Origin of the sequence: Chlorobium sp. (genome assembly GCF_036528655.1) — a bacterium.
Classification (GTDB): domain Bacteria; phylum Bacteroidota; class Chlorobiia; order Chlorobiales; family Chlorobiaceae; genus Chlorobium.
In genome coordinates this window covers 1-24,179 of the sequence record NZ_JAIGND010000021.1, presented here as the reverse complement: position 1 = coordinate 24,179, position 24,179 = coordinate 1, and the positions used below count along the sequence as shown (strand labels likewise).

The following is a 24,179-nucleotide window of genomic DNA, read 5'->3' as shown; positions in this document are numbered from 1 at the left end:
CGGAGGGTGTTCAGTCTGCATGCGCCGCGGTGACGAAGGTACGGATCTTATCGGCGTTTTTGATGCCCGGAGATGTTTCGACGCCGCTTGCCGTATCCACTGCGTAGGGGAGTGTCAGGCGTATTGCTTCGGTAATGTTATCAGGATTGAGTCCGCCGGCAAGAATTGTCCAGTAGGTATCGCGGAGTTCGTCGAAAATGCGCGATGCGAGATCCTGTCGGATTCGCTCTCCGGTTCCGCCTTCCATACCGGGACGGTAGGCATCGAAGAGAAAGGTTCTGACGCCGCTTTCTCTGGCATAACGGTGGACCTCGGCGGTATCGAAACCGGATTCGGGGCGGAAGACGCGAATGATCTTCACCTGTTCGATTGCCAGGGCTTGAACTGCAGTATAGGTTTCGGAGTGGAGTTGCGCCACCTGGAGTCGGCATTGTTGGCAGATGGCATTGATCTCCGCCGGCGAATGCTCAACGAAAATTCCTGCGCAGCTGACGAACGGGGGCAGCGAATCAATAATGGCCGCAGCTCGTTCAGGCGTGATCGAGCGCGGACTTTTTCTGCTGAAGTTGAAGCCCAGCGCATCAGCCCCTGCATGGCAGGAGGCAAGGGCATCCTCAAGTCGCGTAATGCCGCAGATCTTTGTTTTTACCATGGTTGTTCGGATGACGATTTGCCGCAATTATATGCCGGGCCGATTATTTGTGCATATATCTTTCAGATTCATTTCCAGCTTTTCAGCGGGTTTTACCGGATTGTGATTTTTCGAGGATAATCCGTATTATCCGTTCCTGTAAGGGTATTGGGGCGTCGCCAAGCGGTAAGGCATCGGCCTTTGGAGCCGACATTCGCAGGTTCGAATCCTGCCGCCCCAGCGTATGCAAGGCAGGATCAGTCCGATCCGACTGATCGAAGAATAAAACAGAAAAGGCAGCTTTCGGGCTGCCTTTTCTGTTTTTGAGCCTTTGCGGGATCAGTATCGGTAGTGGTCGGGCTTGTAGGGGCCTTCCACCGGAACGCCGAGATAGTCGGCCTGCTCCTTCGAAAGAGTCGTGAGTTTGACGCCAAGTTGACCGAGGTGCAGTCTTGCAACCTCTTCGTCGAGTTCTTTCGGCAGCCGGTAGACGCCGATGGCATACTTTTTCGTCCAGAGCTCGATCTGCGCGAGGGTCTGGTTGGTGAAGGAGTTGCTCATCACGAATGAAGGGTGTCCGGTAGCGCAGCCGAGGTTCACCAGACGGCCTTCGGCAAGCAGATAGATAGAGTTGCCGTTCTCGAAGGTGTACTTGTCTACCTGCGGTTTTATGTTGAGTCTGACAGCACCTTTAAAGCTGTTGAGCGCTTCGACCTGGATTTCATTGTCGAAATGGCCGATGTTGCAGACGATAGCTTCGTCGCGCATCTGCTTCATGTGTTCGAGGGTGATGACGTCCTTGTTGCCGGTGGTTGTGACGAAAATGTTTCCTTCCCCAACAGCATCTTCCATGGTGGTTACTTCGAAGCCTTCCATCGATGCCTGCAGCGCGCAGATCGGGTCGATTTCCGTTACGATCACCCGTGCGCCGTAAGAGCGCATGGAGTGTGCGCATCCCTTGCCTACGTCTCCGTAGCCGAGCACAACAACGACCTTGCCGGCAATCATGACGTCGGTTGCGCGTTTGATCCCGTCGGCAAGCGATTCCCGGCAGCCGTAGAGGTTATCGAATTTCGATTTGGTGACCGAGTCGTTCACGTTGATGGCAGGGAAGAGCAGTTCGCCTTTTTCCATCATCTGGTAGAGGCGGTGCACGCCGGTGGTGGTCTCCTCTGAGACGCCCTTCATGTCGGCAGCAACCTTGTGCCAGCGCTGTGCGTCTTCGCCGTATACTTCGCGGAGCTGCTGGTAAAGGGCTTTTTCTTCGGCGTTGCCCGGGGTTTTTTCGAGCAGTTCCGGATTGTTCTCGATTTTGTAGCCGAGATGGATCATGAGCGTCGCGTCGCCGCCGTCATCGACGATGAGGTTCGGTCCTTTGCCACCTTCGAATTCAAGGATCTGGCGGGTGCACCACCAGTATTCGTCGAGGGTTTCTCCTTTCCATGCGAAAACCGGGATGCCGGCGGCAGCGATGGCTGCGGCGGCGTGGTCCTGCGTGGAAAAGATGTTGCAGCTCGCCCAGCGCACTTCCGCGCCGAGGTCGACAAGCGTTTCGATCAGCACCGCAGTCTGGATGGTCATGTGCAGCGAACCGGTGATGCGGGCGCCTTTGAGGGGTTTCTGACCGGCGTATTTACGCCGGGTGGCCATCAGGCCGGGCATCTCTTTTTCTGCGATATCTATCTCCTTGCGCCCCCATTCGGCAAGGGACATATCGGCAACCTTGTAGTCAAGCAGTGCTGCTTCGATGGTCATGAGTATCTGTTGTTTTATAAAAAAGTTTCAGAGGTCATATGAAACTCCGGTTCCTTTCGAAGGGAAACGGAGTTTCTGTCAGGTTTTCCGGTCAGGCCAGATTGAATGCCTTTTTCAGCTCTTCGACCTTGTCGGTTTTTTCCCACGGGAAGTTCTCGCGGCCGAAGTGGCCGTAAGCGGCTGTTTCCTGATAGCACCAGCCGTGAGGTCTGTCGAGGTTGAACCTTCTGATGATGGCTGCAGGACGGAGATCGAAGATCTGCTCGGCTTTTTCCTGGATCTCTGCGTCGCTGAGGCCGTTTTTAGCGGTTCCATGGGTGTTGATGTAGATCGAAACGGGACGTGCTACGCCGATAGCGTACGATACCTGTACGGTGCATTTATCGGCAAGTCCTGCGGCAACGATGTTCTTGGCAACGTGGCGCGAAGCGTATGCCGCGCTGCGGTCGACTTTCGAGGGGTCTTTGCCACTGAACGCGCCGCCGCCGTGAGGAGCTGCGCCGCCGTATGTATCGACAATGATTTTGCGGCCGGTCAGACCGGTATCGCCGTGAGGTCCGCCGATTTCAAAGCGCCCTGTCGGGTTGATGTGGAATTTGGTGTTTTCATCGAGCAGTTCGGCAGGAATAACTTTTCTGACGACATTTTCGATAATGTCTTTTTTGATGATGGCCTGGAACTCGGCTTCGCTCATGCCTGCTGGTTCAGGATCGTGCTGGGTTGAAACGACCACGGCATCGACGCGGGCAACTTTATCGTCGATATATTCGAGGGTCACCTGGCTTTTCGCGTCAGGGCGAAGGTAGGTCATGATTTTGCCTTCCTTGCGGATTTCGGCAAGTTTTTTAACAAGCTGCTGGGCGAACTGGATAGCTGCAGGCATCAGTTCGGGAGTTTCCGTACAGGCATAACCGAACATCATGCCCTGGTCTCCGGCTCCGACGCGGTCGAACTCGTCGGCGATTTCTTCCTTGCGGTCAACGCCGCGGTTGATGTCGGGCGACTGGCTGTGCAGGGCTGAGAGCACGCCGCAGGAGTTGGCTTCGAACATGTATTCGCCCTTCGTGTAACCGATTTCAGTGACGACCCGGCGTGCGATCTTCTGTATATCGACGATACCCTTCGTAGTGACTTCGCCGCCGACTATCACCTGACCGGTGGTGACGAATGTTTCACACGCTACTCTTGAATTGGGGTCCTGGCGAAGAAACTCGTCAAGCACGGCATCGGAAATCTGATCGGAAACTTTGTCCGGGTGTCCTTCAGAAACGGATTCGGAGGTAAAGAAATACCTTGACTGTGACATGGTTCTGGTAGTGTTTTGGTTAAACGAACAACATGAACGAAAGAAAAAAACGTCAGGAAGCGGATTTCCGGCAAGTGGAATTTCAGCGGGAAACGACTGGACACGGAAAACCTCCCTGCAGGTACCGGAAAAGGTTTTCCCGGCAAGCCTGCGGCACCGTGTCCATAGGTAATGGGGATGCCGTTGCATAACAAAGCAAAAATGTAAGCAATCGGCTTCATTCATGCAAAAAATCTCTTATCGCAGCCTTATTTCCGAGCAGTCTCCGATATTGATTTCATGAGGACTGCCGCCGATAGATGCGCTGTTGCCGATAATGGAGTTATTGATCATGATGCTGCTTACCTTTGCGCCGTTGCCGATAATGGAGTCCCTGATGATCGCATCCGAGACCACAGCGTGTTCGCCGATGGTGGCGTTCGGACCGATAATGGCGTTTTCCACAGAAGCGTTTTCGGCGATGAATACCGGGTTGTTGATGATGCAGCCGGGATAGGATCCCGTCGTGTGTTTTTTCTGCAGAAGGGTTTCATTTGTCGAGAGCAGCGTTTCGGGTTTTCCGCAGTCGTACCATCCGCTGACCGGAAACGTCGTGAAGGGTTCCTTGCGTTCGATCATGAGCTGCAGGGCATCGGTGAGCTGGTATTCGCCCTTGGTTCTGATACCGTTTTCGATCACGTAATCGATCGATGAGAAAAGCGAACCGGCATTTTTTATAAAGTAAAGGCCGACGATTGCAAGTTTGCTAACCGGCTCGTCGGGTTTTTCGACCAGTTTGATGATGTTGCCGTGTTCGGTGACTGCAACACCAAACCGTCGCGGGTCTTCCACTTCGTGAACGCCGAGGGTAGATATTCCGCTTTGCATTACGGGCTGCAGGTCCACTTCGAAGATGGTGTCGCCAAGGATGATGAACACCGGTTCATCCGGGTTGACGTGGGGTTTGCACATCCAGATCGCATGCGCCAGCCCAAGCATCTCGGTCTGGTTGACGAAAGTGAATCTGATCGAGTAGTTCTTTCTCAGCCACTCTTCGACCATGTTGCCCAGATAACCTACGATAACAATGGCCTCGTCAATGCCGGCGGCGATAAGCTTGTCCATGATGTGGCCGATGATGGGTTTTCCGGCTACGTTCAGAAGCACTTTGGGATGGGAGAAGGTATGCGGACGCAGGCGCGTGCCGACACCGGCAACAGGGATGATGGCTTTCATGGCAGGAGAGTTGTTGTATGGGGTTATATAAAAATACTATCGTTTATTTTAATGAATTTCAGGGTAAATCAGAACTTTGGCGGGTATTGTTGCGGTATGAAGGAAAAACCAAAATCAATCGTATTTTATCGGCGTGCGATAAAAAAATAAAAAGAACCATACGGCAGCTGCGTTGAAAAGGTTTTTTAAACAGTCCGGGGTAATTCCCGTACTCGATGACAGGCTGGTGCTGATAACGGCACGAAAGTCCGATCGCTGGATCATTCCGAAAGGATATGTGGAACGGGGTCTTTCGCCTGCCGAATCGGCAGCCAAGGAGGCATATGAAGAGGCCGGTCTTATCGGAAACGTTCATGGCGATCATATAGGCGAGTACCATTACCGGAAGTTCGGTAAAGGGTTTTCGGTAAAGGTCTATCCCATGTACATCGAAACCATGCTTGAAGAATGGGATGAAATGCACCTGCGTCAACGCAGGGTCGTTACTCCGGGCGAGGCTTTCGACATGTTGTATCACGATGAACTTAAGGCTCTCGTATCGGTTTTTTTCGGTATAGGTCGTCCTTGAAAGGGCATTGGTTATAGTACCATCAGCAGAGGCATGCACATGAGCAAAAGTATGAAGGCAGGAAAAAAGTATCTCTCATTGGCCGTTGCAGGGGCGATCATTCTGGCTGGAATCATGCTGGGCGGATTGCTTGGCAGGCAGAAACCGGAGTCGGCGCCTCAGAAAAAAGGCCCTCCGGTGACGGCGCTGCGGGCTGAAAAGGTTCGGAACGGTCCGGTGTCAATACCGCTTGAAACGAGCGGTTCGATCGAAGCAGTAAGGAAGATCGAAATCTATGCCGAAGTTTCGGGAGTGTTCAGGGACGGGGCCAGACCGTTCAGGGAAGGAATCGCGTTCCGCCGTGGAGAGCCTTTGCTCGTTATCGACGACAGTGTTTACCGCAACAGCGTGCTTGCCGAAAAGAGCAGTTTTCTCAACCTCCTGACGCTCGTGCTTCCCGATATTATCATCGATTTTCCCCACGAGTCCGCCAAATGGAAGCGTTATACCGAAATGTTCCGTATAGAAGCGCCTGTGCCGGCCCTTCCTGAACCGGCGTCGGACCGTGAGCGGAACTACCTTGCCGCTCGCAACGTGTACAACAGATTTTACGCCATTAAAAGCATGGAGGCAACGCTTTCGAAATACCGCCTCAGCGCTCCTTTCGACGGAGTGGTCACCATGTCAGAAGTCAATCCGGGTGCATTGATACGAACCGGTCAGAAAGTCGGAGAGTTTGCGGCAACGGGCAGCTATGAACTTCAGGCCTCGGTCGGAATCAGGCAGGCGGCATTTCTGAGGGAAGGAACTCCTGTTCCTGTCGTATCGGAGGATTTCAGTGGCGCTGTGCAGGGGGTAATCAGGCGTATCAATACCAACATTACGCCGAGCACGCAATCGGTATCGGTCTATATCGATCTTGCCGATCCGCGACTCAGGGACGGCATGTATCTTACCGCGCGTATTCCGGTAACCTTCAATGGAGCCTTCAGCATTCCCCGCAAGATGGTTCAGGAAGAAAACCGCGTGTATGTGATCGAGGACTCCCGTTTCATGCTGAAGAAGGTCGATGTGCTTGCATACCATGATGATCGGGCAGTCATTGCCGGACTTCCCGACGGCATCCGGCTCCCTTTCGAGATGGTTCCAGGCATGTTCGACGGCAAGGATGCCTCTCCCTATCTGAAGCCTTGAGTACCATGCAGATAAGGTTCCGCAATCAAAACGCAAGAGAACGGAGACGCCCTTGAAAGCACTCATCAGGCATTTCGTAAGATATCCGGTGCTCAGCAACGCCATCTACCTCGCAGTGATGCTTTTCGGTCTGCTTGCATTCAGCCAGATCAGGACGACCTTTTTTCCCGATATTCCCCCGAATTTCATATATGTTACCGCAACCTGGCCAGGAGCTTCTCCGGAAGAACTCGAGGAGGGGGTGACCCTGAAAATCGAAGACAAGCTCAAGGGCGTGACCGGTATCGACCGCGTGACCTCCGTTTCGGCTGAGAACAGCGCCACGATTACCGTGGAATTGAAAAAAAGCGCCGATGCCAACGAACTGCTGCAGGAGGTTACCAATGCGGTCGATCAGATCGGTTCGTTTCCTGCAGGGCTTGAAAAGATGCAGATCTACAAGCAGGATCGAAGGGATTTCGTTGTAGCCTACGCGCTTTATGGAGACGTCGATCTTCTGACTCTTAAAACCTATGCCCGCCGCGTCGAACGGGAGCTTCGCAATGCCGGTATCGCTTCAAAAGTAACGCTGAGCGGATTTCCCGAAGAGGAGATCGAAATCAGCGTCAGCGAAACCGCCATGCGGTCCTTCGGTCTTACGTTTTCCGAAATCGCCGCGGCTGTGAGCCGTACCAATCTGAAGATAACCGGCGGCACGATTCGCGGTTCGAAAGAGGAGCTGCTCATCAGGGCCGATAACAAAGGGTACAGCGCGGCGGAACTGGAAAATATCGTCGTACGCGCTGCATCCGGAGGTTCCGTGGTTCGTCTGCGCGATGTGGCTTCGGTGCGCGACCGGTGGTCGGAGGTTCCCGACCGCACATGGTTCGACGGAAAGCCATCTGTCACCGTCGATATCGAGAAAAGCGCCGACGAGGACATGTTCGTTATTGCCGAAGGGGTGAGGAATTACATGCAGGAGTTCGATGCCCGACACCCCGACGTGCGTGCGGAAGTGCTGCGCGACGGTTCGGCGATCGTCAGGGAGCGCGCGGATATTCTCAGCAGCAACGGCATTGTGGGCATGATCCTCGTGGTGCTTTTCCTCTCGTTTTCGCTCAATCCCCGTCTTGCCCTGTGGGTCGCCGCAGGTATTCCTTTCTCGTTTGCCGGTATGTTCATTCTCGGTTCGATATACGGACTGACCATCAATGTGGTGTCGCTGCTTGCCATGATTCTCGTGGTCGGTATTCTGGTAGACGACGGTATCGTGATAGCCGAAAGTATCTACCAGCGTTTCGAAAAAGGGGAGAAGCCGCTGCAGGCGGCCATTACCGGTACGCTCGAAGTTCTGCCCGCAATAGCCGCGGCCATCATGACGACGGTGGTGCTTTTTATGCTTTTTCTTTTTCTCGACGGCGATCTCGGCAAACGGGTCAAGGATATCGCATTTGTCGCGATTACGACGCTGCTGATCTCCCTCGTGGAGAGCGTCTTCATTCTTCCTGCCCATATCGCACACTCCAAAGCGCTTCATGAGTCACCAGGCGGCAAGAGCTGGCTTCTGCGGAAATCGGAGCAGTTTCTGCATTTTCAGCGGGATCTTCTCTACGCTCCCGTACTGAAATTCAGCATCAACAACCCGCTTATAACTGCGGCAATTCCGGTCGCTCTGTTTTTCATCACTTTCGGTGCCATGCAGGGCGGTCTTATCAAATCCACTTTTTTCCCGGTCATCGAGCAGGACAATATACAGGTGACTCTTGAAATGCAGGCCGGTACACGAGATTCCGTAACCGTGGGAGTTCTTGCCGATATGGAGCGGACGGTATGGCTGGTAAACGACGAGTACAGGCGCGAGCAGGGAGGCGGCGAGGGCCTTGTGACCGCTATCGGCAGGGCGATCGGGCCGAAGGGGCATCAGGGCGGACTGCGTATATCTCTTGTCGACAGCCGTCTCCGCAGGATCGACAGTCAGGAGATAGCCGACCGCATCCGTAGGAAAACAGGTCGGGTTCAGGGCGCGACGAAACTCCTGATCGGAGGAGCGGGCATGTGGGGCATGCCGGTATCCATCGCCCTGAAAAGCGATAATCTGCAGCAGCTCAGGGGTGCCAAGGAGAAGCTGGAGCTCCTGCTTAAAGATATGAAAGAGCTGAAGGATGTATCCGACAACGATCCTCCCGGTCTCGAGGAGGTTTCGATAACCCTGAACGCAAGGGCTTACGGGCTTGGACTCACGACATCGGACGTTATGAGCCAGGTGCGAAGCGCGTATTTCGGTTTCGAAACGCAGCGGCTGCAAAAGGGCATAGACGAAGTCAAGGTATGGATTCGCTACCGCGAGCATGAGCGGGCATCGCTCAGGGCGCTCGAAGCCATGCGCATAAGGCTTTCCGACGGCCGTACGGTGCCTCTCGGGGAGATTGCAGGGATTACCATATCGCGCGGGGTCTCCGCGATCAACCATATCGATGCCCAGCGAGTAGTAAAAGTCGAGGCCAATGTATCGGATCCGAACACGGCGGTTCCGGATCTGCTGGAAACCATCCGCACCGAAGTCATGCCGGGCGTCCTCGACGAATTTCCGGATGTCAGTTTCAATTTCGAGGGACAAAGCCGGGAGAGCGGAAAAACCACCGGATCGATGAAAATCGCCTTTCCCGTGCTTTTTCTCATCATGTATCTTATCATTGTTGTGACATTCCGATCTTTCCTGCAGGCGTTCATCGTGTTGATTCTCATACCGTTCAGTCTTGTCGGCGTTGCCTGGGGCCATTTCGTCCAGGGCTATATTCTCAGCATGCTTTCGCTCTACGGCGTCATTGCCCTGATCGGCATCGTCGTCAACGACTCGCTTGTTTTCATCAGCACCATGAACGCAAGGCTCAAAGAGGGCGGAGATTTTCTCGGTACGCTATACGAAACGGGCATCAGCAGGTTCCGTCCGATCATCCTTACTTCCCTGACGACGGTTGCCGGTCTCGGGCCGCTGATTTTCGAACAGAGCCGCCAAGCGCAGTTTCTTTCTCCGATGGCGATCTCCGTGGCTTACGGACTGCTTTTCGGCACGACGCTGACTCTTATCATGCTGCCTGCTCTGCTGGTGCTTTTCAACCGTGCGAAGCAGTTTGTCGTTGCCGTTTTCGAAAGACGCAAGGTTACTGCCGAAGAGGTTGAACCTGCCTTACGGGAAGAGATTTTTACGGATGCCCATTGATTTCGTCCAAACGTATTGTCTGACTGTGTCATGAACCGATTGCTGCATCTCATTTTTTTATCGAGCCTGCTCCTGACGCTGCTGCCGTTTTCTGCAGCTGCGGGAAAGGATAGCGCTGTTGCGCCGATATCGCTTGAAGAGGCTATTCTGCTTGCGCTTGAAAAAAATCCGGATATCAAGGTCGCAAGAAACGAAGAGCGTATTGCCCGAAACAATGTGCACGCCGGCAATGCTGGACTTCTGCCGAAGATCGATCTGGTATCGAAAGCCGTATACATCGAAAATCCCGGAAGCGCGACTCCGGCAGGAGCGGAATCCACCACCAGTACGGCGCAACTGCAGGCAACATACACTCTTTTCAATGGATTCGGCAATATCTATACCTTCAGGAAACTGAAGAGCGTCGGGGAGATTGGTACGCTGCAGGCTCGCAATACCATCGAGCAGATCGTCATTGACGTCAGCAAGGCGTTTTACGATCTTGCCAACGCCCAGGAGCAACTGAGGGTGGCGGGAGATGCGGTGGAAATTTCTGCAGAGAGGCTTCGCAGGGCCAAGCTTCGTTCGGAGTACGGCCAGGCTAACACCCAGGAGGTGCTGTCGTCGATGGTCGATGCAAACAACGACAGCGTCGGCTGGCTTCAGGCGCGGCTGCAGAAAGAGAATGCCGAGCGGGCGCTCAATCTGCTGCTCGGACGACCTTCCGCTACGGCGGGCGCGGTCGTGACGGACGTTACCTTTCTCCCTGTCATGGAGCTCGATTCTCTTCGGGCTGCAGCTTTAAACGCAGGCGCAGAATACCTGATTGCCAGAACAGCCGTCGAGCAGTCGCGTTTCGAGTTGCTGCAGGCCCGCTCCGGTTTTTTCCCGCGCATCGATCTTCAGGGCGGTTACGGATTGAGCCGGACGGCAAGCGGATTCGATGTGGGACTCAACGATACGGAACCGGGTTTGTCCGCATCGCTGACCCTGAGTTATAACCTTTTCGACGGATTCCAGACGGCCATTAAAACCGAGAATGCGCGGCTTGCGCTGCTGAATCGCAGCATTCTTCTGCTTAAGGCTTCTGATATTGTGGAGAAAAAAACTGCCGATACCTATCACGCCTACATGAACAGCCGGGAAATACTTCGTTTCAAAGAAAGCAATATCGAATCTGCCGAACTTAATTTTCGCCGAACCAAAGAACTCTATGTTCTCGGTCAGGCAACCGGCACCACATTCAGGGAGGCGCAGCTCAATCTTGTAGACGCAAGAAAATCGATCGCTTCGGCAAGGTACGAAGCGAAAATGCTCGAACTTCAGCTTATGAGACTTGCAGGTACTTTGCTGGTGAATGGCGTGCGGTAAGGCGGGGAATACCGTGGGCCGTGAGCTTTGGGTGGTGGGTCGGAAAAGGAAGATTTTTTGCCCACAGATTAACACGGATCGGCACAGAAAGATGGAAGAGCGTTGATTGGGGGGTTGTGTCAAGCTTTTCAGTTAATGAGCTGTCAGGCTATCCAGCAATAAGGGGAAGAACGCGGTTCCCGCTGATTGAAATCGGATTTACACGGATGGAAAAGACGTGGGTAGTGAGCTGTGAGTGGTGGGTCGGAAAAGGAAGATTTTTTGCCCACAGATTAATACGGATTGGCACAGAAAGATGGAAGAGAGTTGATCGGGGGTTTGTGTCAGGCTTTTCAGGTTAATGAGCTGTCAGGCTATCCAGCAATAAGGGGAAGAACGCGGTTCCCGCTGATTATAATCGGATTTACACGGATGGAAAAGATGTGGGCCGTTGGCGGTGAGGCAGGGAAGATCGGGAGACAGGAGAGAGGAGGTGGGAGTCGGGAGCCAGGAGTATTGGATGCAAAGCCTCCGATATTCCTTGATGAAGTTCTTCTGTTCATGCTTAGGTGAATTATTTTTTTTCAGGGGATTATTTTGTTTGGTAATGTTGTTCCTTGTCGTATATTATGAGCCTTCCATTAAGGAACGGGGCATGGCGCAGTTGGTAGCGTGCCTGCTTTGGGAGCAGGAGGTCCCGAGTTCGAGTCTCGGTGCCCCGACAGGTTGGATCGTTGAAAAGTGCGCTGTGCCCGTAGCTCAATGGATAGAGCATCAGCCTTCTAAGCTGAGGGTTACTGGTTCGAGTCCAGTCGGGCATACAAGGAAGTGCCATAAGTTTTATATGGTGATTGTAGCTCAGTTGGTTAGAGCGCCAGGTTGTGGCCCTGGAGGTCGGGGGTTCGAGTCCCCTCATTCACCCGCATCAGGCCCCATCGACTAGTGGTTAGGTCATCACCCTTTCAAGGTGGTAGCACGGGTTCGAATCCCGTTGGGGTCACAAAGTTTTTCCTTCCTGCGCAAGAAACAGCGCAACCTTCCGTTCAGCGGTTTATCAAGCTCTGTACCTCTCCAGTCCAGGGCTTTTACCATTTAGCAAATGCAGATTTTCCTTTCCTATGAAAATATCTGTCGGCTGGCTTCAGGAGTTCCTTCCTTCGTTCAATCCCGATATTCCGTCCCTGGTTGACAAGCTTACCTTTCTCGGCTTCGAAGTCGAAGAGGTGCATGCCCGTCAGCTTCCCGACGATTATGTCGTTGTCGGCCGTATAGAATCGGTCGAGAGGCATCCCGATGCGGATCGCCTGAGGGTCTGCCGTGTCGATGCAGGCGGCGCCGAACCGCTGCAGATCGTCTGCGGAGCGCCGAATGTCCGTGATGGAATGGTGGTTCCCGTTGCGACAGTCGGCGCTAAACTCTCTCAGCCCGACGGTGAGGTGTTAGCCATAAAAAAATCAAAAATCCGCGGAGTCCACTCGTTCGGCATGATCTGCGCCCCCGACGAGCTTGGTTTCTCGGACGACCATTCGGGCGTCATGGAACTCGATGCATCCCTGGTGCCGGGAACCCCGGTTTCGTCGGTGCTGAAGGGCGACGTCATGCTTGATATTGCCGTAACGCCGAACCGTCCGGATGTGCTTTCGCATCTCGGTCTTGCACGGGAGCTTGCCTCGCCCGAAGAGATTGTGTTTCCTGCGCGGCATGCGGTGGACTTTTCGGTATCAGGAGATCTTGTCGAACTGATCGACACGGAAGCCTGTCCATATTACACTGCGGTTGTTATCAGGGGCGTTGCCGTAAAGGAGTCGCCTGCATGGCTGAAAGCGCGTCTTGAGAGCATCGGTCTGAAACCGAGGAACAATATCGTCGATATCACAAACTACATCCTCCACGCGTTGGGACAGCCGCTGCATGCATTCGATCTTGCGAAGCTCTCGGGCGGCCGGGTGATTGTACGCGGCGATGTTTCAACAGCATTTACCCTGCTCAACCAGGAGATCTGCGCTCCCGAACCGGGAATGCCGGTCATCTGCGATGCCGAAAAACCTGCGGCACTTGCCGGGGTTATGGGAGGACTCGATTCTTCCGTGAGTCAGGAGACGACGGACATTCTGCTTGAATCGGCATATTTTTTGCCTTCGAGGGTCAGGAAATCTGCCAGGAGGGCAGGAATATCGTCCGATTCCTCCTATCGTTTCGAACGCGGAGTCGATCCACTCAATGTCAGGCGGGCTGCCGAGTGTGCCGTCGCGCTCATTCTCGAACTTGCCGGCGGGGAGATCACTTCCGCAAGGGAATGCGGGTACGTGCCATCGGAAGGGCTTCCAGTCGATCTGAGGCCCGATCGCGCAAACGCCATGCTTGGCAGCTCCATCAGTCCGGAAACGATGAGGGAGATACTTGTTCGTCTCGGATTCCGCTGCGATGAAAAGGCCGGAGATGACTCGATGACTTTTTATGTGCCTTCGTGGCGGGTTGACGTGACGGCTGAGATCGATCTTGTCGAAGAGATCGCAAGAGTTTTCGGTTATGACAATATCGAGGCGTCGTCGCGCATGGTGACCTCTTATCCATCAAGCAGAACGGTTCCCGAGTACTTCCCCGATTATCTCAGGGGCATTGCGGCGGGACTGAATTTCAGGGAGATTCTTACCAATCCGCTCGTCAGACGGTCGGAAGCGGAGCTTTTCGACAGCAGGGTCGTTGCAGCGCTCAATCCCATCAGCGAAGGGCTCGAAGTGCTCCGTCCTTCGCTTGTGCCGGCATTTCTGAAGGTTATCGCCCATAACCTTCGCCACGGCAACAGGGATCTCAGGTTTTTTGAGGTTGCACGCGGATTTACCGGCAATGAATCCGGAGGAGACGGGGTGTCGCCGCTCGATGCATTTTCCGAACAGGAATACCTCGTGATGGCCATCACCGGGGCTCGCCATCCCAGGCTCTGGAATCAGCCCTCGGTGACGAGTGATGTATACGATATGACCGGTGCAGTCGAGATGCTTCTCGAGAAACTGAATTTAGTTGAAAAATCATCGCTTATTGTATATAATGAAAGTACGGTCGGTATTGAAGTGATACTGCCGGGACAGGATGGGAGCCGGGCTTGCAGCGCAGGTACGGTAAGGATAATGGATGCTGCTGTGCTCGATGCGTTCGATATAGGGCAGGAAGTTTTTCTTGCAGAAATCAATGTCGCGTTGCTTCAGGAAGCTTTCACTGCCTCCGTTACCTACGAGCCGCCATCAAGGTTTCCCGCTGTCCAGAGAGATTTATCGTTTGTTCTCCCCGAAGGTATTGCCGTTCAGCAGCTTGTCGATGTTGTCCGATCAAGCGATTCCCTTATCAGAAGGGTCAGCGTATTCGACCAGTTCGAACGCGACAGTCAGCACGGCAAAGAACGCAGTGTGGCGCTTTCTCTTGATATTGTCGATTACGAGCGAACACTGCATGATGAGAGAATCAGCGGTATTCTCGAAAAAGCCGGCAGTGATGCCGGCAAGCAACTTGGTGCGGTAATTCGACAAGTTTGATACGGTTATAAGTTCCATGCACGACGAGGTTGAGCATAAGATCGGGGCCGATTTCGGTCGGCTTGAAGAAAATGTCGGAAACCTCGTTTCCCGGCTTGACGAGTGCCGGAAAGAAAACGATCTGCTGCGGTCTGAACTTGCATCGCTCCAGAATATACTGAGATCGTGCAAACTGCCTGGTGCCGGCTCTGTCTCATCGTCCGGTCAGGAATCCGAACTGACTCATGCCGAAAAATTTCGGATGAAACAGAAGCTTGTGCTGATATTGCAGAAAATCGAAATGGAACTGCGAACCACCCGGAACTTGTAGGAGATTCCGTATGGAAAAGATCGATGTAAATGTATACGGCGACAGTTATCCGTTGAGGGTCGAAAGCCGGGAGCTGACCGAAAAGGCGGCTCAGGACGTTGACCGGGTCATGCGGCTGTTCGCCGAAAAAGCGCCTTCTTTTGAACCGGTGAAACTTGCTGTGCTTTCCGCTATTTCGTTTGCTGAAAAAAAAATCGAACTTGAGGCGGAAATCGAAGCGCTCCAGCAGAAAATCAGTCGGCTCAATGTTTTTATAGGGCAGAATTTGTAGGAAAGATTTACATTACAGCAGAAGAAATATCCGCACCAGGTAAAGGGGTGTATTGTAAGTAAAAGAACTAACACTATTCAGACGGGAGCCGAACTCTTCTTTTTGATTGCAGGCCTTGATTGACCTGCCGGTTTTACCGGGGTTGATCGGCAGCTGGTACAGTGCCGCATTGGAAGCAAAAAATCTGAAGGAGGCGCCCACCGTGTCACACGGGTTCTTGAATCTTACACATCCCGCCTAGTGCGGATTTTTTTGTTTTAAACGGTGCGTCCATCCCGGAGTGGCGGAGCATGTAAAAGGAGGTAAACGGTAATGGGGATTGTCATAAACCTGTTTCTGATCGTTTTTGCGGCAGTCGCGTTTTTTGTTATCGGTTTTTTTCTGGGTCGGTTTTTCCTTGAACGTCTCGGTACTACCAAGGTGCTGGAAGCTGAAGAACGTGCGGTTCAGATCGTTCAGGAAGCTCAGAAGGAGGCAAACGAGTACAAGGATCTGAAAGTTACGGAAGTCAATCAGGAGTGGAAGAAAAAAAGACGCGAGTTCGACCAGGAAGTGGTCATCAAGAACAACAAATTCACCCAGCTTCAGAAACAGGTTCAGCAGAAGGAAGGGCAGCTGAAAAAGCAGAGCCAGGATCTTCGTGAGGCGGAACGGAAACTGCAGGAGCAGCGCAAGGAGGTCGAACAGACCATGGAGACCGTCAGAAACCGCGCGGTTGAACTCGAACGGATCATAGCCGAGCAGAATCAGCGCCTCGAAAGCATCAGCAACCTGCAGGCCGAAGAGGCTCGCCAGATGCTTATCGACAACATGGTGTCGAAAGCGCGTGAGGAGGCTACAGAAACCATTCATCGCATTCACGAGGATGCCGAACAGCAGGCGGAACGGCTTGCCGAAAAGACTCTGCTCACCGCAATCCAGAGAATCTCCTTCGAACAGGCTACCGAAAATGCGCTTTCCGTGGTGCACATCCAGAGCGACGAACTCAAGGGCCGCATCATCGGCCGCGAAGGGCGCAATATCAAGGCATTCGAGAACGCTACCGGCGTCGATATCATCGTGGACGATACTCCGGAAGTCGTTATTCTCTCCTGTTTCGATCCGTTCCGTCGCGAACTTGCCAAGCTTACCTTGCAGAAACTGCTCATCGACGGAATCATCCACCCTGTGGCGATTGAAAAAGCCTATCAGGATGCAAAAAAAGAGATCGACGACGTTATTATGAGCGCAGGAGAAGAGGCTCTTTCCTCGCTGCAGATTCCCGATATGCCATCCGAGCTGGTTCGGCTGATCGGAAACATGAAGTTCCATACCGTTTACGGACAGAATCTGCTGCACCACAGCAGGGAGGTCGCAATGCTCGCTGGTCTCATGGCTGCCGAACTGAAGCTCGATGCCCGTCTTGCCAAGCGCGCAGGCCTTCTGCATGATATCGGTCTCGTGCTGCCGGAAAGCAATGAACCGCATGCCATTACCGGAAGCGCTTTTCTGAAGAAATTCAATGAATCTCCGCTTGTGCTCAATGCCGTTGCTGCTCATCACGGCGATGTCGAAAAAGAGTCGCCGCTGGCAGATCTCGTCGATGCAGCAAACGTTATTTCACTTTCCAGGCCCGGAGCGCGGGGCGCCGTAACCGCCGACGGCAATGTCAAGCGCCTCGAAAGTCTCGAAGAGATCGCAAAGGGATTTCCCGGCGTGCTTAAAACCTATGCGCTGCAGGCCGGACGCGAAATCCGGGTGATCGTCGAAGGCGATAACGTCAGCGATTCCCAGGCAGACGTCCTTGCGCACGATATAGCCCACAAGATCGAATCCGAAGCCCAGTATCCCGGCCAGATCAGGGTGACGATAGTAAGGGAGAGACGCTCGATAGCTTATGCGAAATAAAGTACCTGTCGCTTGCCACAGAACTGAAAAAAGGCTGCCGGAAAAATTCCCCGGCAGCCTTTTTTCACTTTACAGTTCCTTTTCATAAAGCCTACAGCGTTCCTTTGGTTGACGGCAGATCATTTCCGGTTACCGCAACGGCCATTTTCATGGCATAGGCGAACGCCTTGAACATCGCTTCGATCATGTGGTGGGTGTTTCTGCCTTCCAGGATCGCAATGTGGATGTTCGCGTGCATGGTTCTCGACAGCGACACAAAGAAATGTTCCACCATTTCCGTGGAAAATTCCTGAATCACCGGTCTCCGGAAATCCGCGGAGAAGACGCAGTAGCTTCTTCCGCCGAGATCGAGGGCGCAGCGGGCAAGCGATTCGTCCATCGGAATCATCGCCCAGCCGTAACGCTGTATGCCTCTTTTGTCGCCGAGAGCCTGTTGCACGGCCGTACCGAGCACCAGCGCGATATCTTCCACAGAGTGGTGATCGTCTACATCGATATCACCTTTGCAGGCCAGCGAAATATCGATGCCGGAGTGCCGGCTGAAGTTGGTGAGCATATGGTCGAGAAAAACCACGCCAGAGCGTATATCGGCAGAACCCGAGCCGTCGAGGTCTATGGTTGCCGCAATATCGGTTTCTTTGGTGGTTCTTGTAACTGTTGCCTTGCGGCCTGTTGTCCTGATTGTTTCCGGCATAAAGGGTCAGCGGATGAATTTGTTGAAAAGGAATATCGCGAGGCTGAGCAGCAAGGAAAGCACTATAGATGTTCCAAGCGGAAAGAAAAACCGGTAATTCTCCCTTTCAATACGGATATCGAGCGGCAGATTGCCGAACCAGTTCAGCCAGCCGCTCGAACCCGCCTTTTCGGCAGCCATAAGCAGCAAACCGCAGATGACGGCAATCACTCCACCGATGATAAGGATTTTGGCGGCTTCGGAAAACACGGCTTGGAAATAATGCAAAAGTTGCTAAATTAAGAGCCTTTATCAGTGATAAGATACGATATTCGGAACATTAGAACGTTAATCAAGCGGCCGGAAATGCATGTTTTCCTTGTGATAATCGCTCTGCTCGCATCGATCCTGCTCATAGGAGTGATTCTTCTGCAGAGCCCGAAAAGCGGCAGCGGTCTTACCGGCGGTATAGCCAGTCTCGGTACGGTTCAGACTCTTGGCGTCAGGAGAACAGGAGATTTCCTCAGTAAGGTTACGGCGGCGCTCGCAGCAGTTCTCATGGTTGCAGCGTTCATAGCACAGTTTACCCTGCCGGCAAGAGAGGCACGGCAGAAAGATTCAAAAAGCGTTCTGCAGGAGAGTGCGCCTGCACCTGCCCAGACGCCAGCCAGAAGCCAGCCTGCATTGCCAAAAGCACCGACAATTCCGGATTTTCCGGCGGTGCCAGCAAAATAAGAGGCTTTCAGATGCACTCGTAGCTCAGTTGGTAGAGCAACTGACTCTTAATCAGTGGGTCCAAGGTTCGAGTCCTTGCGAGTGCACCACAACATAACCCGCAGTTCCGCAAGGGGCTGCGGGTTTTCTGCTTTATTGTGGGCACCGTATATCACCATAAAGCGCTTTTTTTTCCGCCCTTCTTCCTGAGGAATAAACAGTTTATAGTGAAAATGGAAATAAAGTATCACTCTCTGAACGTTTATAATATCTTCAGACTCTGTTTGGATGATTTCCTGTTTATTTTTCTCCGTGGAGGTATTTGATAAAACACAATATCCGGAAGGCTCTATTAGAGTATCTGTCCCGGCAATCAAACCGGTGATGTCTGTTTTTGCTGAATCATTGGAGATGAGAGTGCTGCGTGCTTTTATGAAAAAATAGTTACATTAATTGTGTCTGATGTTTATTCTGTGAATTAAAATCCTATTGCAATGCCAACTATTCTTGAATTAGAAGCTCAGATTGCTGAACTGCAGCAACAGGTTGCTGCTCAGAAAGCTGCCGGTAAAAAGCAGGCTATCGAAGAGATAAAAGCAAAGATGGATGAGTTCGGTATTACACCTGACGATCTTCAATCAAGAGGAAAGACAAGCCTGCTTAAAGCTCCAAAAGAGAAAAAAACAGCAGCCGTTAAATACAGGATGGGTGATAATACCTGGAGCGGAGGAAAAGGCCCGAAACCCAAGTGGGTAAAAGAGCTGCTTGATAAAGGCGGGAATATAGATGATTACCTTGTTGCGAAAGCTGAAGTGATGAAAAAGGAAGATGATTCTCAGTCAAGCACGTTGTTTTAAATCGTAATAAAGAAAAAGGATCGCTGTTGAAGCGGTCCTTTTTTATTTGTTGTTTCTGTTGCCTTTTATCGGCAACGTTTTTTTATCCCGTCACTCCGAAGGTTGGGGCCCCTATCGGTTTATTGCCAGTCGCTATCGCGAAGGTTTCGTATTTATTATGTACAGATTGTCCGGGTTAATTTTTTTTAAATGGATGTTTAAGCTTCCGGGTTTCCATCTGTATATTGCCATCTCGAAAGCAAATCCGCACTGAGTGGCGGCCTCACTCTCTATGAATCCTGTATGAAGATAATCGACCGATACATCCTCAAGTCCTTCGTCGGGCCGTTCATGCTCTCTTTCATTACGATCGTGTTCGTGCTGGCTCTGCAGTTTCTTGCAGGCTTTGCCGACCGGTTTCTGGGCAAGGGAATAGGATTGGGCGATGTTGTGGAACTGGTTATGCTTCAATCTGCATGGATGGTGGTTTTTGCCGTGCCGATGGCGGTGCTGGTTTCGGTCATCATGGTTTACGGCGGGATGACCAATGCGTCTGAAACAACCATTCTTCGAGCCTCAGGGCTTTCGGCTTTCCGTCTTGCTGCGCCGGTTCTCGTTATTGCTGCGGTTCTTTCCGTTTTTGCAGAACGATTCAATAACGTCGTCATTCCGCAGGCAAATTACCGTTCCAAAACGCTGATGGCCGATATCGTGCGGGCCAAACCGGCATTCGGCCTTACTGAAGGAGCATTTTCAAGTTTCATAGAGGGGTATTCGATTTTCGTGAAGGATACCGATGCCTCTTCGCGGGAGTTACGGGGAGTTCGGCTCTACGATCTCACCCGTCCGGGGAGCCGAACCCTGGTGAGCGCCGAGAAGGGTGTTATCGGTTTTTCTCGTGATGACCGTTACCTTGTCATGACGCTTTTTAACGGTGAAATTCATTCGATGCAACTGCCGGGAGACGGGAAGTATCGGGCCATGCGTTTCGACAGGCACCGTATCGTTTTCGAGTCTTCGGGTTTCGGATTCAGTCGTACTGCCGGTGATGGGCGTGTGAGGAACGATATCCGGGAGCTTTCCGCTGCGGAACTGCTTGAGGCCGGAGCAGCTGCAAAACGCGATATGGTTTTGACGCAAAAGCGCGTGAGTGTGCTGACCGGGAGCACCGGTGAGTCGGAGCGGCTTTATGGTGAACGGCACCGGCTTGAAAAGCAGCAGAAGCAATACAACCGGTATATGACGGAGTATCATAAAAAATCGGCTCTTCCTTTAGCGTGCTTCGCTTTTGCGCTTGTCGGAGTGCCGCTCGGCATTCTCTCGCGTCGCGGGGGTTTCGGAGCCGGAGCAGCGCTTTCTCTCCTGTTTTTCGTGCTGTACTGGGCTATTATCATAACCGGCGAAACGTTTGCCGAGCGCAACCTGATCGATCCGGCCCTTTCGATCTGGTCTGCCGACATTCTGGTCGTGCTTGCAGGGCTTATGCTGCTCCGGCGATTGAACGGCATGGCCGGCAATTCAGGCAGATAGCTCTGCTCAGGGCAGAAGCGATATTCCAAGAAATACGATTGCTATAACTATCGAGGCCATGATGTTCATCATCATTCCGGCTGCAATGATGGTTTTGAGGGAAACCCGCTTGAAACCGCCGAATGCGAGAGTGTTAGCCGGCGAAGCGAGCGGGGTCATGTAGGCTGCGCTGGCGGCGGTCGTGAGCGAAAGCAGCAGCACGAGCGGGCTGAGTCCGGTATGCGGCGCGGTTGCGATCATGAGCGGCGAGAGTATGACGACGATTGCTGTGTTGCTGAGCAGTTCCGAAGAGAATGCCGCCGCCGCATTGAGTACCGGGATCAACAGCAGCGGCGTTTCGAGCGGTTCGAGCATGTCGAGTATCAGGCCGGTCACTGCATTCACCAGAAATCCGTCGCTTTGCGGAGTTGCCGGGTTGTCCCCGACATTGAGGATGAGGTAGAGAAACGAGCCGAAGAGGGTAACGAGCAGCAGCCCGAAATAGGGAATGTCGAAAATAATGGTGTTGATGGAGAGCAGTGCGTTGCTGTTTGCAGATTCGATGCTTCCGGACGGTTCACCAAACAGGCGTCGCCATAGCTTATCGAACAGTTGCTGCAGCTTCCGTTCCAGAAAAAGGTATAATGGCGATAGCGGAATGCGCATATGCCGTTCTATTTCCATCGATATTCTGCTGATCAGCAGGATCGGAAAGCTGGTAACGAAGAAAAGTAAAAAAACAGTGTTTTTTAGGACGTTGCCGGGTTGCGCGGTTTTTGCGGGATAGAGGAATGAGAAGAGCGCGAAGAGCGTTCCATAGCATAGGAAGCCGAGATCGATCCACGAGAGGCCGGATAGCAGCGGAGCCGGTTTGAGGAAGAACTGGATTCCGGAGAGGGTGGTGATGAACGCCATATTGAGGGCGAAAAACAGCAGCGAACGATGCGGAAGCCGGGCTTTTTCCTGGCTATCAGGGTAGATAAGTGCCATTTCGTTGCAGTTCCGGGCCGTACGGAGAATAATCATGCGTGCTGCGGCTATTATCACCAGTGTTGCAGGAATGCCGATCATCAGCCAGGAAAAGAAGTTGACATGTTCGCGGTTGTCAATTCTGTAGAACTCCAGAAGTCCTGCGGAAAAGGCGTTGAGAGGGTTGCCTGTGAGGGATGCGAGTCCTCCTGTTGTGGCACCGAAGGTCAGGGCAAGATAGAAGAGCGTCGCAACCTCCTTTTTTGATACTCCGTCCGTAACGAATCCCATCAGCCGATTTACAACCGGGAGCAGAGCGAGCACCACGACGGTATTGGAGAGGAATATCGACAGGCCGTAGGAGATCAGGAGAACCGAGGTCAGGAGGGAGCGGAGCCCGGTACCCCCGTGTCGCAGCAGAAAGGAGATCAACCGGAAATGGGTATTTCTTGCAATGAGTACCTGAGAGAGCAGAAAACCTGTCGTCAGGATGATGGCGTTCTGGAGCATGGTCATGGGACGATAGGATATGGCCTCTTTTTTTTGATTATCCCGGAATTTGCAGATTCGTTACACAACCTTAACCATTAGCCAACACTCTTTTTTTTTATTGCCTTGAATGGTCAGGAACGGCAGCTCGCCGGTTTTATCAGACCTGGAAAAAGGTAATGAAAAAAAACATGCAAACCCTTTTCAGTCCCCTTCCTCACCTGACTTTTAAAGAGGCCCTGATTCTCAGGCTGCTGATGGTGCCCAACCTTTTCCTGATTCGGGCGACGGGTATGGAAAACCTTCAGTACTCCGGCCCTGCGATCTATGTGTTCAACCATAACAATTCCGCTGAATCCCTGCTTGTTCCGGTCTACCTGATGTTTTGTCTTGGCGGCAGAAGGGTCAGTTTTGTTATCGACTGGATGTTCGGCAAAATTCCGGTGCTTGGATGGCTGATGGATATGATCGATCCCCTCTATGTCTATCATAAGCGTTCCACGATTCCCTTAATCGAGCGTCGCCGTCCGGCAACGCCGGTTCCCGATACCGTGCTGCGTTGCTGCGAAAGGCTCAAAGAAGGGGGATGCATCGGGATTTTTCCTGAAGGCCGGAGAAACAGCGATCCCGGCAAGCTTGCCAGGGCAAAGCCGGGAATCGGCCATATCATTCTTCAGTCCGGAGCGCCGGTCATACCGGTAGGTATCGATTTTCCGTTACGTCTTCGAAAAGGGAGAATCCCCGCAGTCGGGCGAATGATTCTCAGGGCCGGGGCTCCGCTTGAATTTCCTGCATTGTCTGCGCGTTACCGCGCTCTTGACCTTTCCTCCGATAAAAACAGAATCCGTCATACGCTTGCGGTGGACGCCACCTCCACGGTAATGCGGCAGTTGTCGCTGTTGTGCGGCAAAGCATGCGAAGAGCCATTGTCTGTTTCCGAGTCACCCAATCATTCAACCAACATCTATCAAAAGGAGCTGCCATGTCCGGTATAACGGTTCAGCGCGTGCTTGGCGGCGACGACCGCCAGGCTGTTATCGATATTATCGAGCAGGTTTTTCAGAACGAGAAAAACTGGATCAGCAGTGCCCATTCGCAGATTCCGGAGGAGCTTGCCGAAGAGCAATCGTTTTCCTGGTTTCTTGCGCGGGTGAACGGGCGACCTGCCGGTGTGCTCAGACTTCTGTACGATCCGCCGCTCAATCTTCCCGAAGAATATCAGGTTACCTTTATGCCTGGCATCGATACCGACTACCTGAAGGGGCTGGGCCGATATGTGGAAATCGGGAGGTTCATGATTCCCGGCGAGTACCGCAGAAACCATCGTATAGCATTGCGCCTGATGCGCGCGGCTACCGAGGAGGTCGTCGAGAGGGATTATACCCATTTCATAACCGACGTTTTTGAAAACGAGAAGCATTCTCCATTGAACTTCCATACGCGGGTACTCGGCTTCGAAGTGATCGGGAGGCATTTGTTCGGAGACCTGAACTGCAGTTCCACGAGAATCATTCTTACTCTCGACATTCTGAAGCTTTACAGCCGTATCAAGGACAGCAGGAACCGTATCTATGCAGAACTTGTCGAGGGAATGCACACTCTTGTCGAGAGCAAGCGCAGAAAGCTGGTGGCGGAAGGGGGGAGAAGATCGTGAGCCGTTAGCGGGAAGTCCGGCGCGTGTGCGCGCAGGAGTATCGGGAGGCTTGCCGCCCGGGAGTAAGGAGTAGAAGAAAGGAGGAAGATTTTTGCCCACGGATTTTCACGGATTGGCACGGATTAATGGGTTAAGCGCTATGGGTGATGTTTTCTTGCTAT

General features: G+C 52.8%; 21 protein-coding genes and 6 tRNA genes. 20 read left to right on the top strand and 7 right to left on the bottom strand.

Going from position 1 to position 24,179, the window contains the following annotated elements; all coding sequences use genetic code 11:
- Positions 1-10: 10 nt before the first annotated feature.
- Positions 11-652 carry a phosphoribosylanthranilate isomerase gene (locus K4305_RS06010; protein ID WP_331561490.1) on the bottom strand — a complete coding sequence of 214 codons (642 nt, stop codon included), beginning with the start codon at positions 650-652 and terminating at the stop codon, positions 11-13.
- Between the two features lie 148 nt (positions 653-800).
- Between K4305_RS06010 and K4305_RS06005 the strand changes: the two genes are divergently transcribed.
- Positions 801-872, top strand: a tRNA-Gln gene (locus tag K4305_RS06005).
- 98 nt (positions 873-970) lie between these two features.
- On the opposite strand, the gene ahcY is transcribed toward K4305_RS06005, so the two are convergent.
- The 3 genes from ahcY to K4305_RS05990 all read right to left on the bottom strand — a co-directional run bounded on the left by ahcY (position 971) and on the right by K4305_RS05990 (position 4,907).
- Positions 971-2,386 (bottom strand): adenosylhomocysteinase, encoded by a 1,416-nt coding sequence (gene ahcY, locus K4305_RS06000; RefSeq protein WP_331561489.1) that lies wholly within the window; start codon positions 2,384-2,386, stop codon positions 971-973.
- A 91-nt stretch (positions 2,387-2,477) separates the two neighbouring features.
- On the bottom strand, positions 2,478-3,692 hold the full coding sequence (gene metK, locus K4305_RS05995) for a methionine adenosyltransferase (RefSeq protein ID WP_331561488.1): 1,215 nt from the start codon (positions 3,690-3,692) through the stop codon (positions 2,478-2,480).
- Between the two features lie 237 nt (positions 3,693-3,929).
- On the bottom strand, positions 3,930-4,907 hold the full coding sequence (locus tag K4305_RS05990) for a sugar phosphate nucleotidyltransferase (RefSeq protein WP_331561487.1): 978 nt from the start codon (positions 4,905-4,907) through the stop codon (positions 3,930-3,932).
- Between the two features lie 172 nt (positions 4,908-5,079).
- Between K4305_RS05990 and K4305_RS05985 the strand changes: the two genes are divergently transcribed.
- From K4305_RS05985 to rny, 13 genes are all read left to right on the top strand, one after another.
- On the top strand, positions 5,080-5,475 hold the full coding sequence (locus tag K4305_RS05985) for an NUDIX hydrolase (RefSeq protein WP_331561486.1): 396 nt from the start codon (positions 5,080-5,082) through the stop codon (positions 5,473-5,475).
- 39 nt (positions 5,476-5,514) lie between these two features.
- On the top strand, positions 5,515-6,648 hold the full coding sequence (locus tag K4305_RS05980; RefSeq protein WP_331561485.1) for an efflux RND transporter periplasmic adaptor subunit: 1,134 nt from the start codon (positions 5,515-5,517) through the stop codon (positions 6,646-6,648).
- A 52-nt stretch (positions 6,649-6,700) separates the two neighbouring features.
- A complete protein-coding gene (locus tag K4305_RS05975; RefSeq protein WP_331561484.1) occupies positions 6,701-9,847 on the top strand; it encodes an efflux RND transporter permease subunit in 3,147 nt (1,048 codons plus the stop codon).
- Between the two features lie 30 nt (positions 9,848-9,877).
- Complete coding sequence (locus K4305_RS05970; RefSeq protein WP_331561483.1) at positions 9,878-11,197, top strand: TolC family protein; 1,320 nt, start codon at positions 9,878-9,880, stop codon at positions 11,195-11,197.
- A gap of 282 nt (positions 11,198-11,479) precedes the next feature.
- A complete protein-coding gene (locus K4305_RS05965) occupies positions 11,480-11,749 on the top strand; it encodes a hypothetical protein (RefSeq protein ID WP_331561482.1) in 270 nt (89 codons plus the stop codon).
- A gap of 76 nt (positions 11,750-11,825) precedes the next feature.
- Positions 11,826-11,898: transfer RNA gene (locus K4305_RS05960), tRNA-Pro, on the top strand.
- 26 nt (positions 11,899-11,924) lie between these two features.
- Positions 11,925-11,997, top strand: a tRNA-Arg gene (locus tag K4305_RS05955).
- Positions 11,998-12,022: 25 nt separating this feature from the next.
- A tRNA-His gene (locus tag K4305_RS05950) sits at positions 12,023-12,098 on the top strand.
- A 6-nt stretch (positions 12,099-12,104) separates the two neighbouring features.
- Positions 12,105-12,176, top strand: a tRNA-Glu gene (locus K4305_RS05945).
- Positions 12,177-12,294: 118 nt separating this feature from the next.
- Positions 12,295-14,706, top strand: a complete 2,412-nt coding sequence (pheT, locus tag K4305_RS05940) for a phenylalanine--tRNA ligase subunit beta (protein WP_331561481.1) — start codon at positions 12,295-12,297, stop codon at positions 14,704-14,706.
- Positions 14,707-14,722: 16 nt separating this feature from the next.
- Positions 14,723-15,016 (top strand): hypothetical protein, encoded by a 294-nt coding sequence (locus tag K4305_RS05935; RefSeq protein WP_331561480.1) that lies wholly within the window; start codon positions 14,723-14,725, stop codon positions 15,014-15,016.
- 10 nt (positions 15,017-15,026) lie between these two features.
- Positions 15,027-15,287, top strand: a complete 261-nt coding sequence (locus K4305_RS05930) for a cell division protein ZapA (protein WP_331561479.1) — start codon at positions 15,027-15,029, stop codon at positions 15,285-15,287.
- A gap of 312 nt (positions 15,288-15,599) precedes the next feature.
- Positions 15,600-17,174 carry a ribonuclease Y gene (gene rny / locus K4305_RS05925; RefSeq protein WP_331561478.1) on the top strand — a complete coding sequence of 525 codons (1,575 nt, stop codon included), beginning with the start codon at positions 15,600-15,602 and terminating at the stop codon, positions 17,172-17,174.
- A gap of 91 nt (positions 17,175-17,265) precedes the next feature.
- Here the strand turns inward: rny and hisB are convergent, their stop codons facing one another.
- Both hisB and K4305_RS05915 read right to left on the bottom strand, forming a co-directional pair.
- Positions 17,266-17,868: an imidazoleglycerol-phosphate dehydratase HisB gene (hisB, locus tag K4305_RS05920; RefSeq protein ID WP_331561477.1), complete on the bottom strand. Its 603-nt coding sequence runs from the start codon at positions 17,866-17,868 to the stop codon at positions 17,266-17,268.
- 6 nt (positions 17,869-17,874) lie between these two features.
- Positions 17,875-18,135 carry a DUF2905 domain-containing protein gene (locus K4305_RS05915; RefSeq protein ID WP_331561476.1) on the bottom strand — a complete coding sequence of 87 codons (261 nt, stop codon included), beginning with the start codon at positions 18,133-18,135 and terminating at the stop codon, positions 17,875-17,877.
- 78 nt (positions 18,136-18,213) lie between these two features.
- Between K4305_RS05915 and secG the strand changes: the two genes are divergently transcribed.
- The 4 genes from secG to K4305_RS05895 all read left to right on the top strand — a co-directional run bounded on the left by secG (position 18,214) and on the right by K4305_RS05895 (position 20,927).
- Entirely contained in the window at positions 18,214-18,582 is a 369-nt protein-coding gene (gene secG / locus K4305_RS05910) for a preprotein translocase subunit SecG (RefSeq protein WP_331561475.1), read from the top strand.
- Between the two features lie 13 nt (positions 18,583-18,595).
- Positions 18,596-18,671, top strand: a tRNA-Lys gene (locus K4305_RS05905).
- 384 nt (positions 18,672-19,055) lie between these two features.
- Complete coding sequence (locus K4305_RS05900; RefSeq protein ID WP_331561474.1) at positions 19,056-19,418, top strand: H-NS histone family protein; 363 nt, start codon at positions 19,056-19,058, stop codon at positions 19,416-19,418.
- Between the two features lie 282 nt (positions 19,419-19,700).
- Complete coding sequence (locus tag K4305_RS05895; protein ID WP_331561473.1) at positions 19,701-20,927, top strand: LptF/LptG family permease; 1,227 nt, start codon at positions 19,701-19,703, stop codon at positions 20,925-20,927.
- Positions 20,928-20,933: 6 nt separating this feature from the next.
- Here K4305_RS05895 and K4305_RS05890 read toward each other — a convergent pair whose 3' ends face one another.
- Entirely contained in the window at positions 20,934-22,391 is a 1,458-nt protein-coding gene (locus tag K4305_RS05890) for an SLC13 family permease (RefSeq protein WP_331561472.1), read from the bottom strand.
- A 164-nt stretch (positions 22,392-22,555) separates the two neighbouring features.
- Between K4305_RS05890 and K4305_RS05885 the strand changes: the two genes are divergently transcribed.
- Positions 22,556-23,359, top strand: a complete 804-nt coding sequence (locus K4305_RS05885; protein ID WP_331561471.1) for a lysophospholipid acyltransferase family protein — start codon at positions 22,556-22,558, stop codon at positions 23,357-23,359.
- Positions 23,347-24,018 (top strand): GNAT family N-acetyltransferase, encoded by a 672-nt coding sequence (locus K4305_RS05880; RefSeq protein WP_331561470.1) that lies wholly within the window; start codon positions 23,347-23,349, stop codon positions 24,016-24,018. Before K4305_RS05885 ends, K4305_RS05880 begins: the two co-directional genes overlap by 13 nt.
- Positions 24,019-24,179 lie beyond the last annotated feature (161 nt).

What these genes read in the sequence shown, in the direction of transcription:
- K4305_RS06010 (WP_331561490.1), bottom strand. Translation starts at nt 652, where the DNA reads ATGGTAAAAACAAAGATCTGCGGCATTACGCGACTTGAGGATGCCCTT.
- ahcY (WP_331561489.1), bottom strand. Translation starts at nt 2,386, where the DNA reads ATGACCATCGAAGCAGCACTGCTTGACTACAAGGTTGCCGATATGTCC.
- metK (WP_331561488.1), bottom strand. Translation starts at nt 3,692, where the DNA reads ATGTCACAGTCAAGGTATTTCTTTACCTCCGAATCCGTTTCTGAAGGA.
- K4305_RS05990 (WP_331561487.1), bottom strand. Translation starts at nt 4,907, where the DNA reads ATGAAAGCCATCATCCCTGTTGCCGGTGTCGGCACGCGCCTGCGTCCG.
- K4305_RS05980 (WP_331561485.1), top strand. Translation starts at nt 5,515, where the DNA reads ATGAGCAAAAGTATGAAGGCAGGAAAAAAGTATCTCTCATTGGCCGTT.
- K4305_RS05970 (WP_331561483.1), top strand. Translation starts at nt 9,878, where the DNA reads ATGAACCGATTGCTGCATCTCATTTTTTTATCGAGCCTGCTCCTGACG.
- pheT (WP_331561481.1), top strand. Translation starts at nt 12,295, where the DNA reads ATGAAAATATCTGTCGGCTGGCTTCAGGAGTTCCTTCCTTCGTTCAAT.
- K4305_RS05935 (WP_331561480.1), top strand. Translation starts at nt 14,723, where the DNA reads ATGCACGACGAGGTTGAGCATAAGATCGGGGCCGATTTCGGTCGGCTT.
- K4305_RS05930 (WP_331561479.1), top strand. Translation starts at nt 15,027, where the DNA reads ATGGAAAAGATCGATGTAAATGTATACGGCGACAGTTATCCGTTGAGG.
- rny (WP_331561478.1), top strand. Translation starts at nt 15,600, where the DNA reads ATGGGGATTGTCATAAACCTGTTTCTGATCGTTTTTGCGGCAGTCGCG.
- hisB (WP_331561477.1), bottom strand. Translation starts at nt 17,868, where the DNA reads ATGCCGGAAACAATCAGGACAACAGGCCGCAAGGCAACAGTTACAAGA.
- secG (WP_331561475.1), top strand. Translation starts at nt 18,214, where the DNA reads ATGCATGTTTTCCTTGTGATAATCGCTCTGCTCGCATCGATCCTGCTC.
- K4305_RS05900 (WP_331561474.1), top strand. Translation starts at nt 19,056, where the DNA reads ATGCCAACTATTCTTGAATTAGAAGCTCAGATTGCTGAACTGCAGCAA.
- K4305_RS05895 (WP_331561473.1), top strand. Translation starts at nt 19,701, where the DNA reads ATGAAGATAATCGACCGATACATCCTCAAGTCCTTCGTCGGGCCGTTC.
- K4305_RS05890 (WP_331561472.1), bottom strand. Translation starts at nt 22,391, where the DNA reads ATGACCATGCTCCAGAACGCCATCATCCTGACGACAGGTTTTCTGCTC.
- K4305_RS05885 (WP_331561471.1), top strand. Translation starts at nt 22,556, where the DNA reads ATGCAAACCCTTTTCAGTCCCCTTCCTCACCTGACTTTTAAAGAGGCC.
- K4305_RS05880 (WP_331561470.1), top strand. Translation starts at nt 23,347, where the DNA reads ATGTCCGGTATAACGGTTCAGCGCGTGCTTGGCGGCGACGACCGCCAG.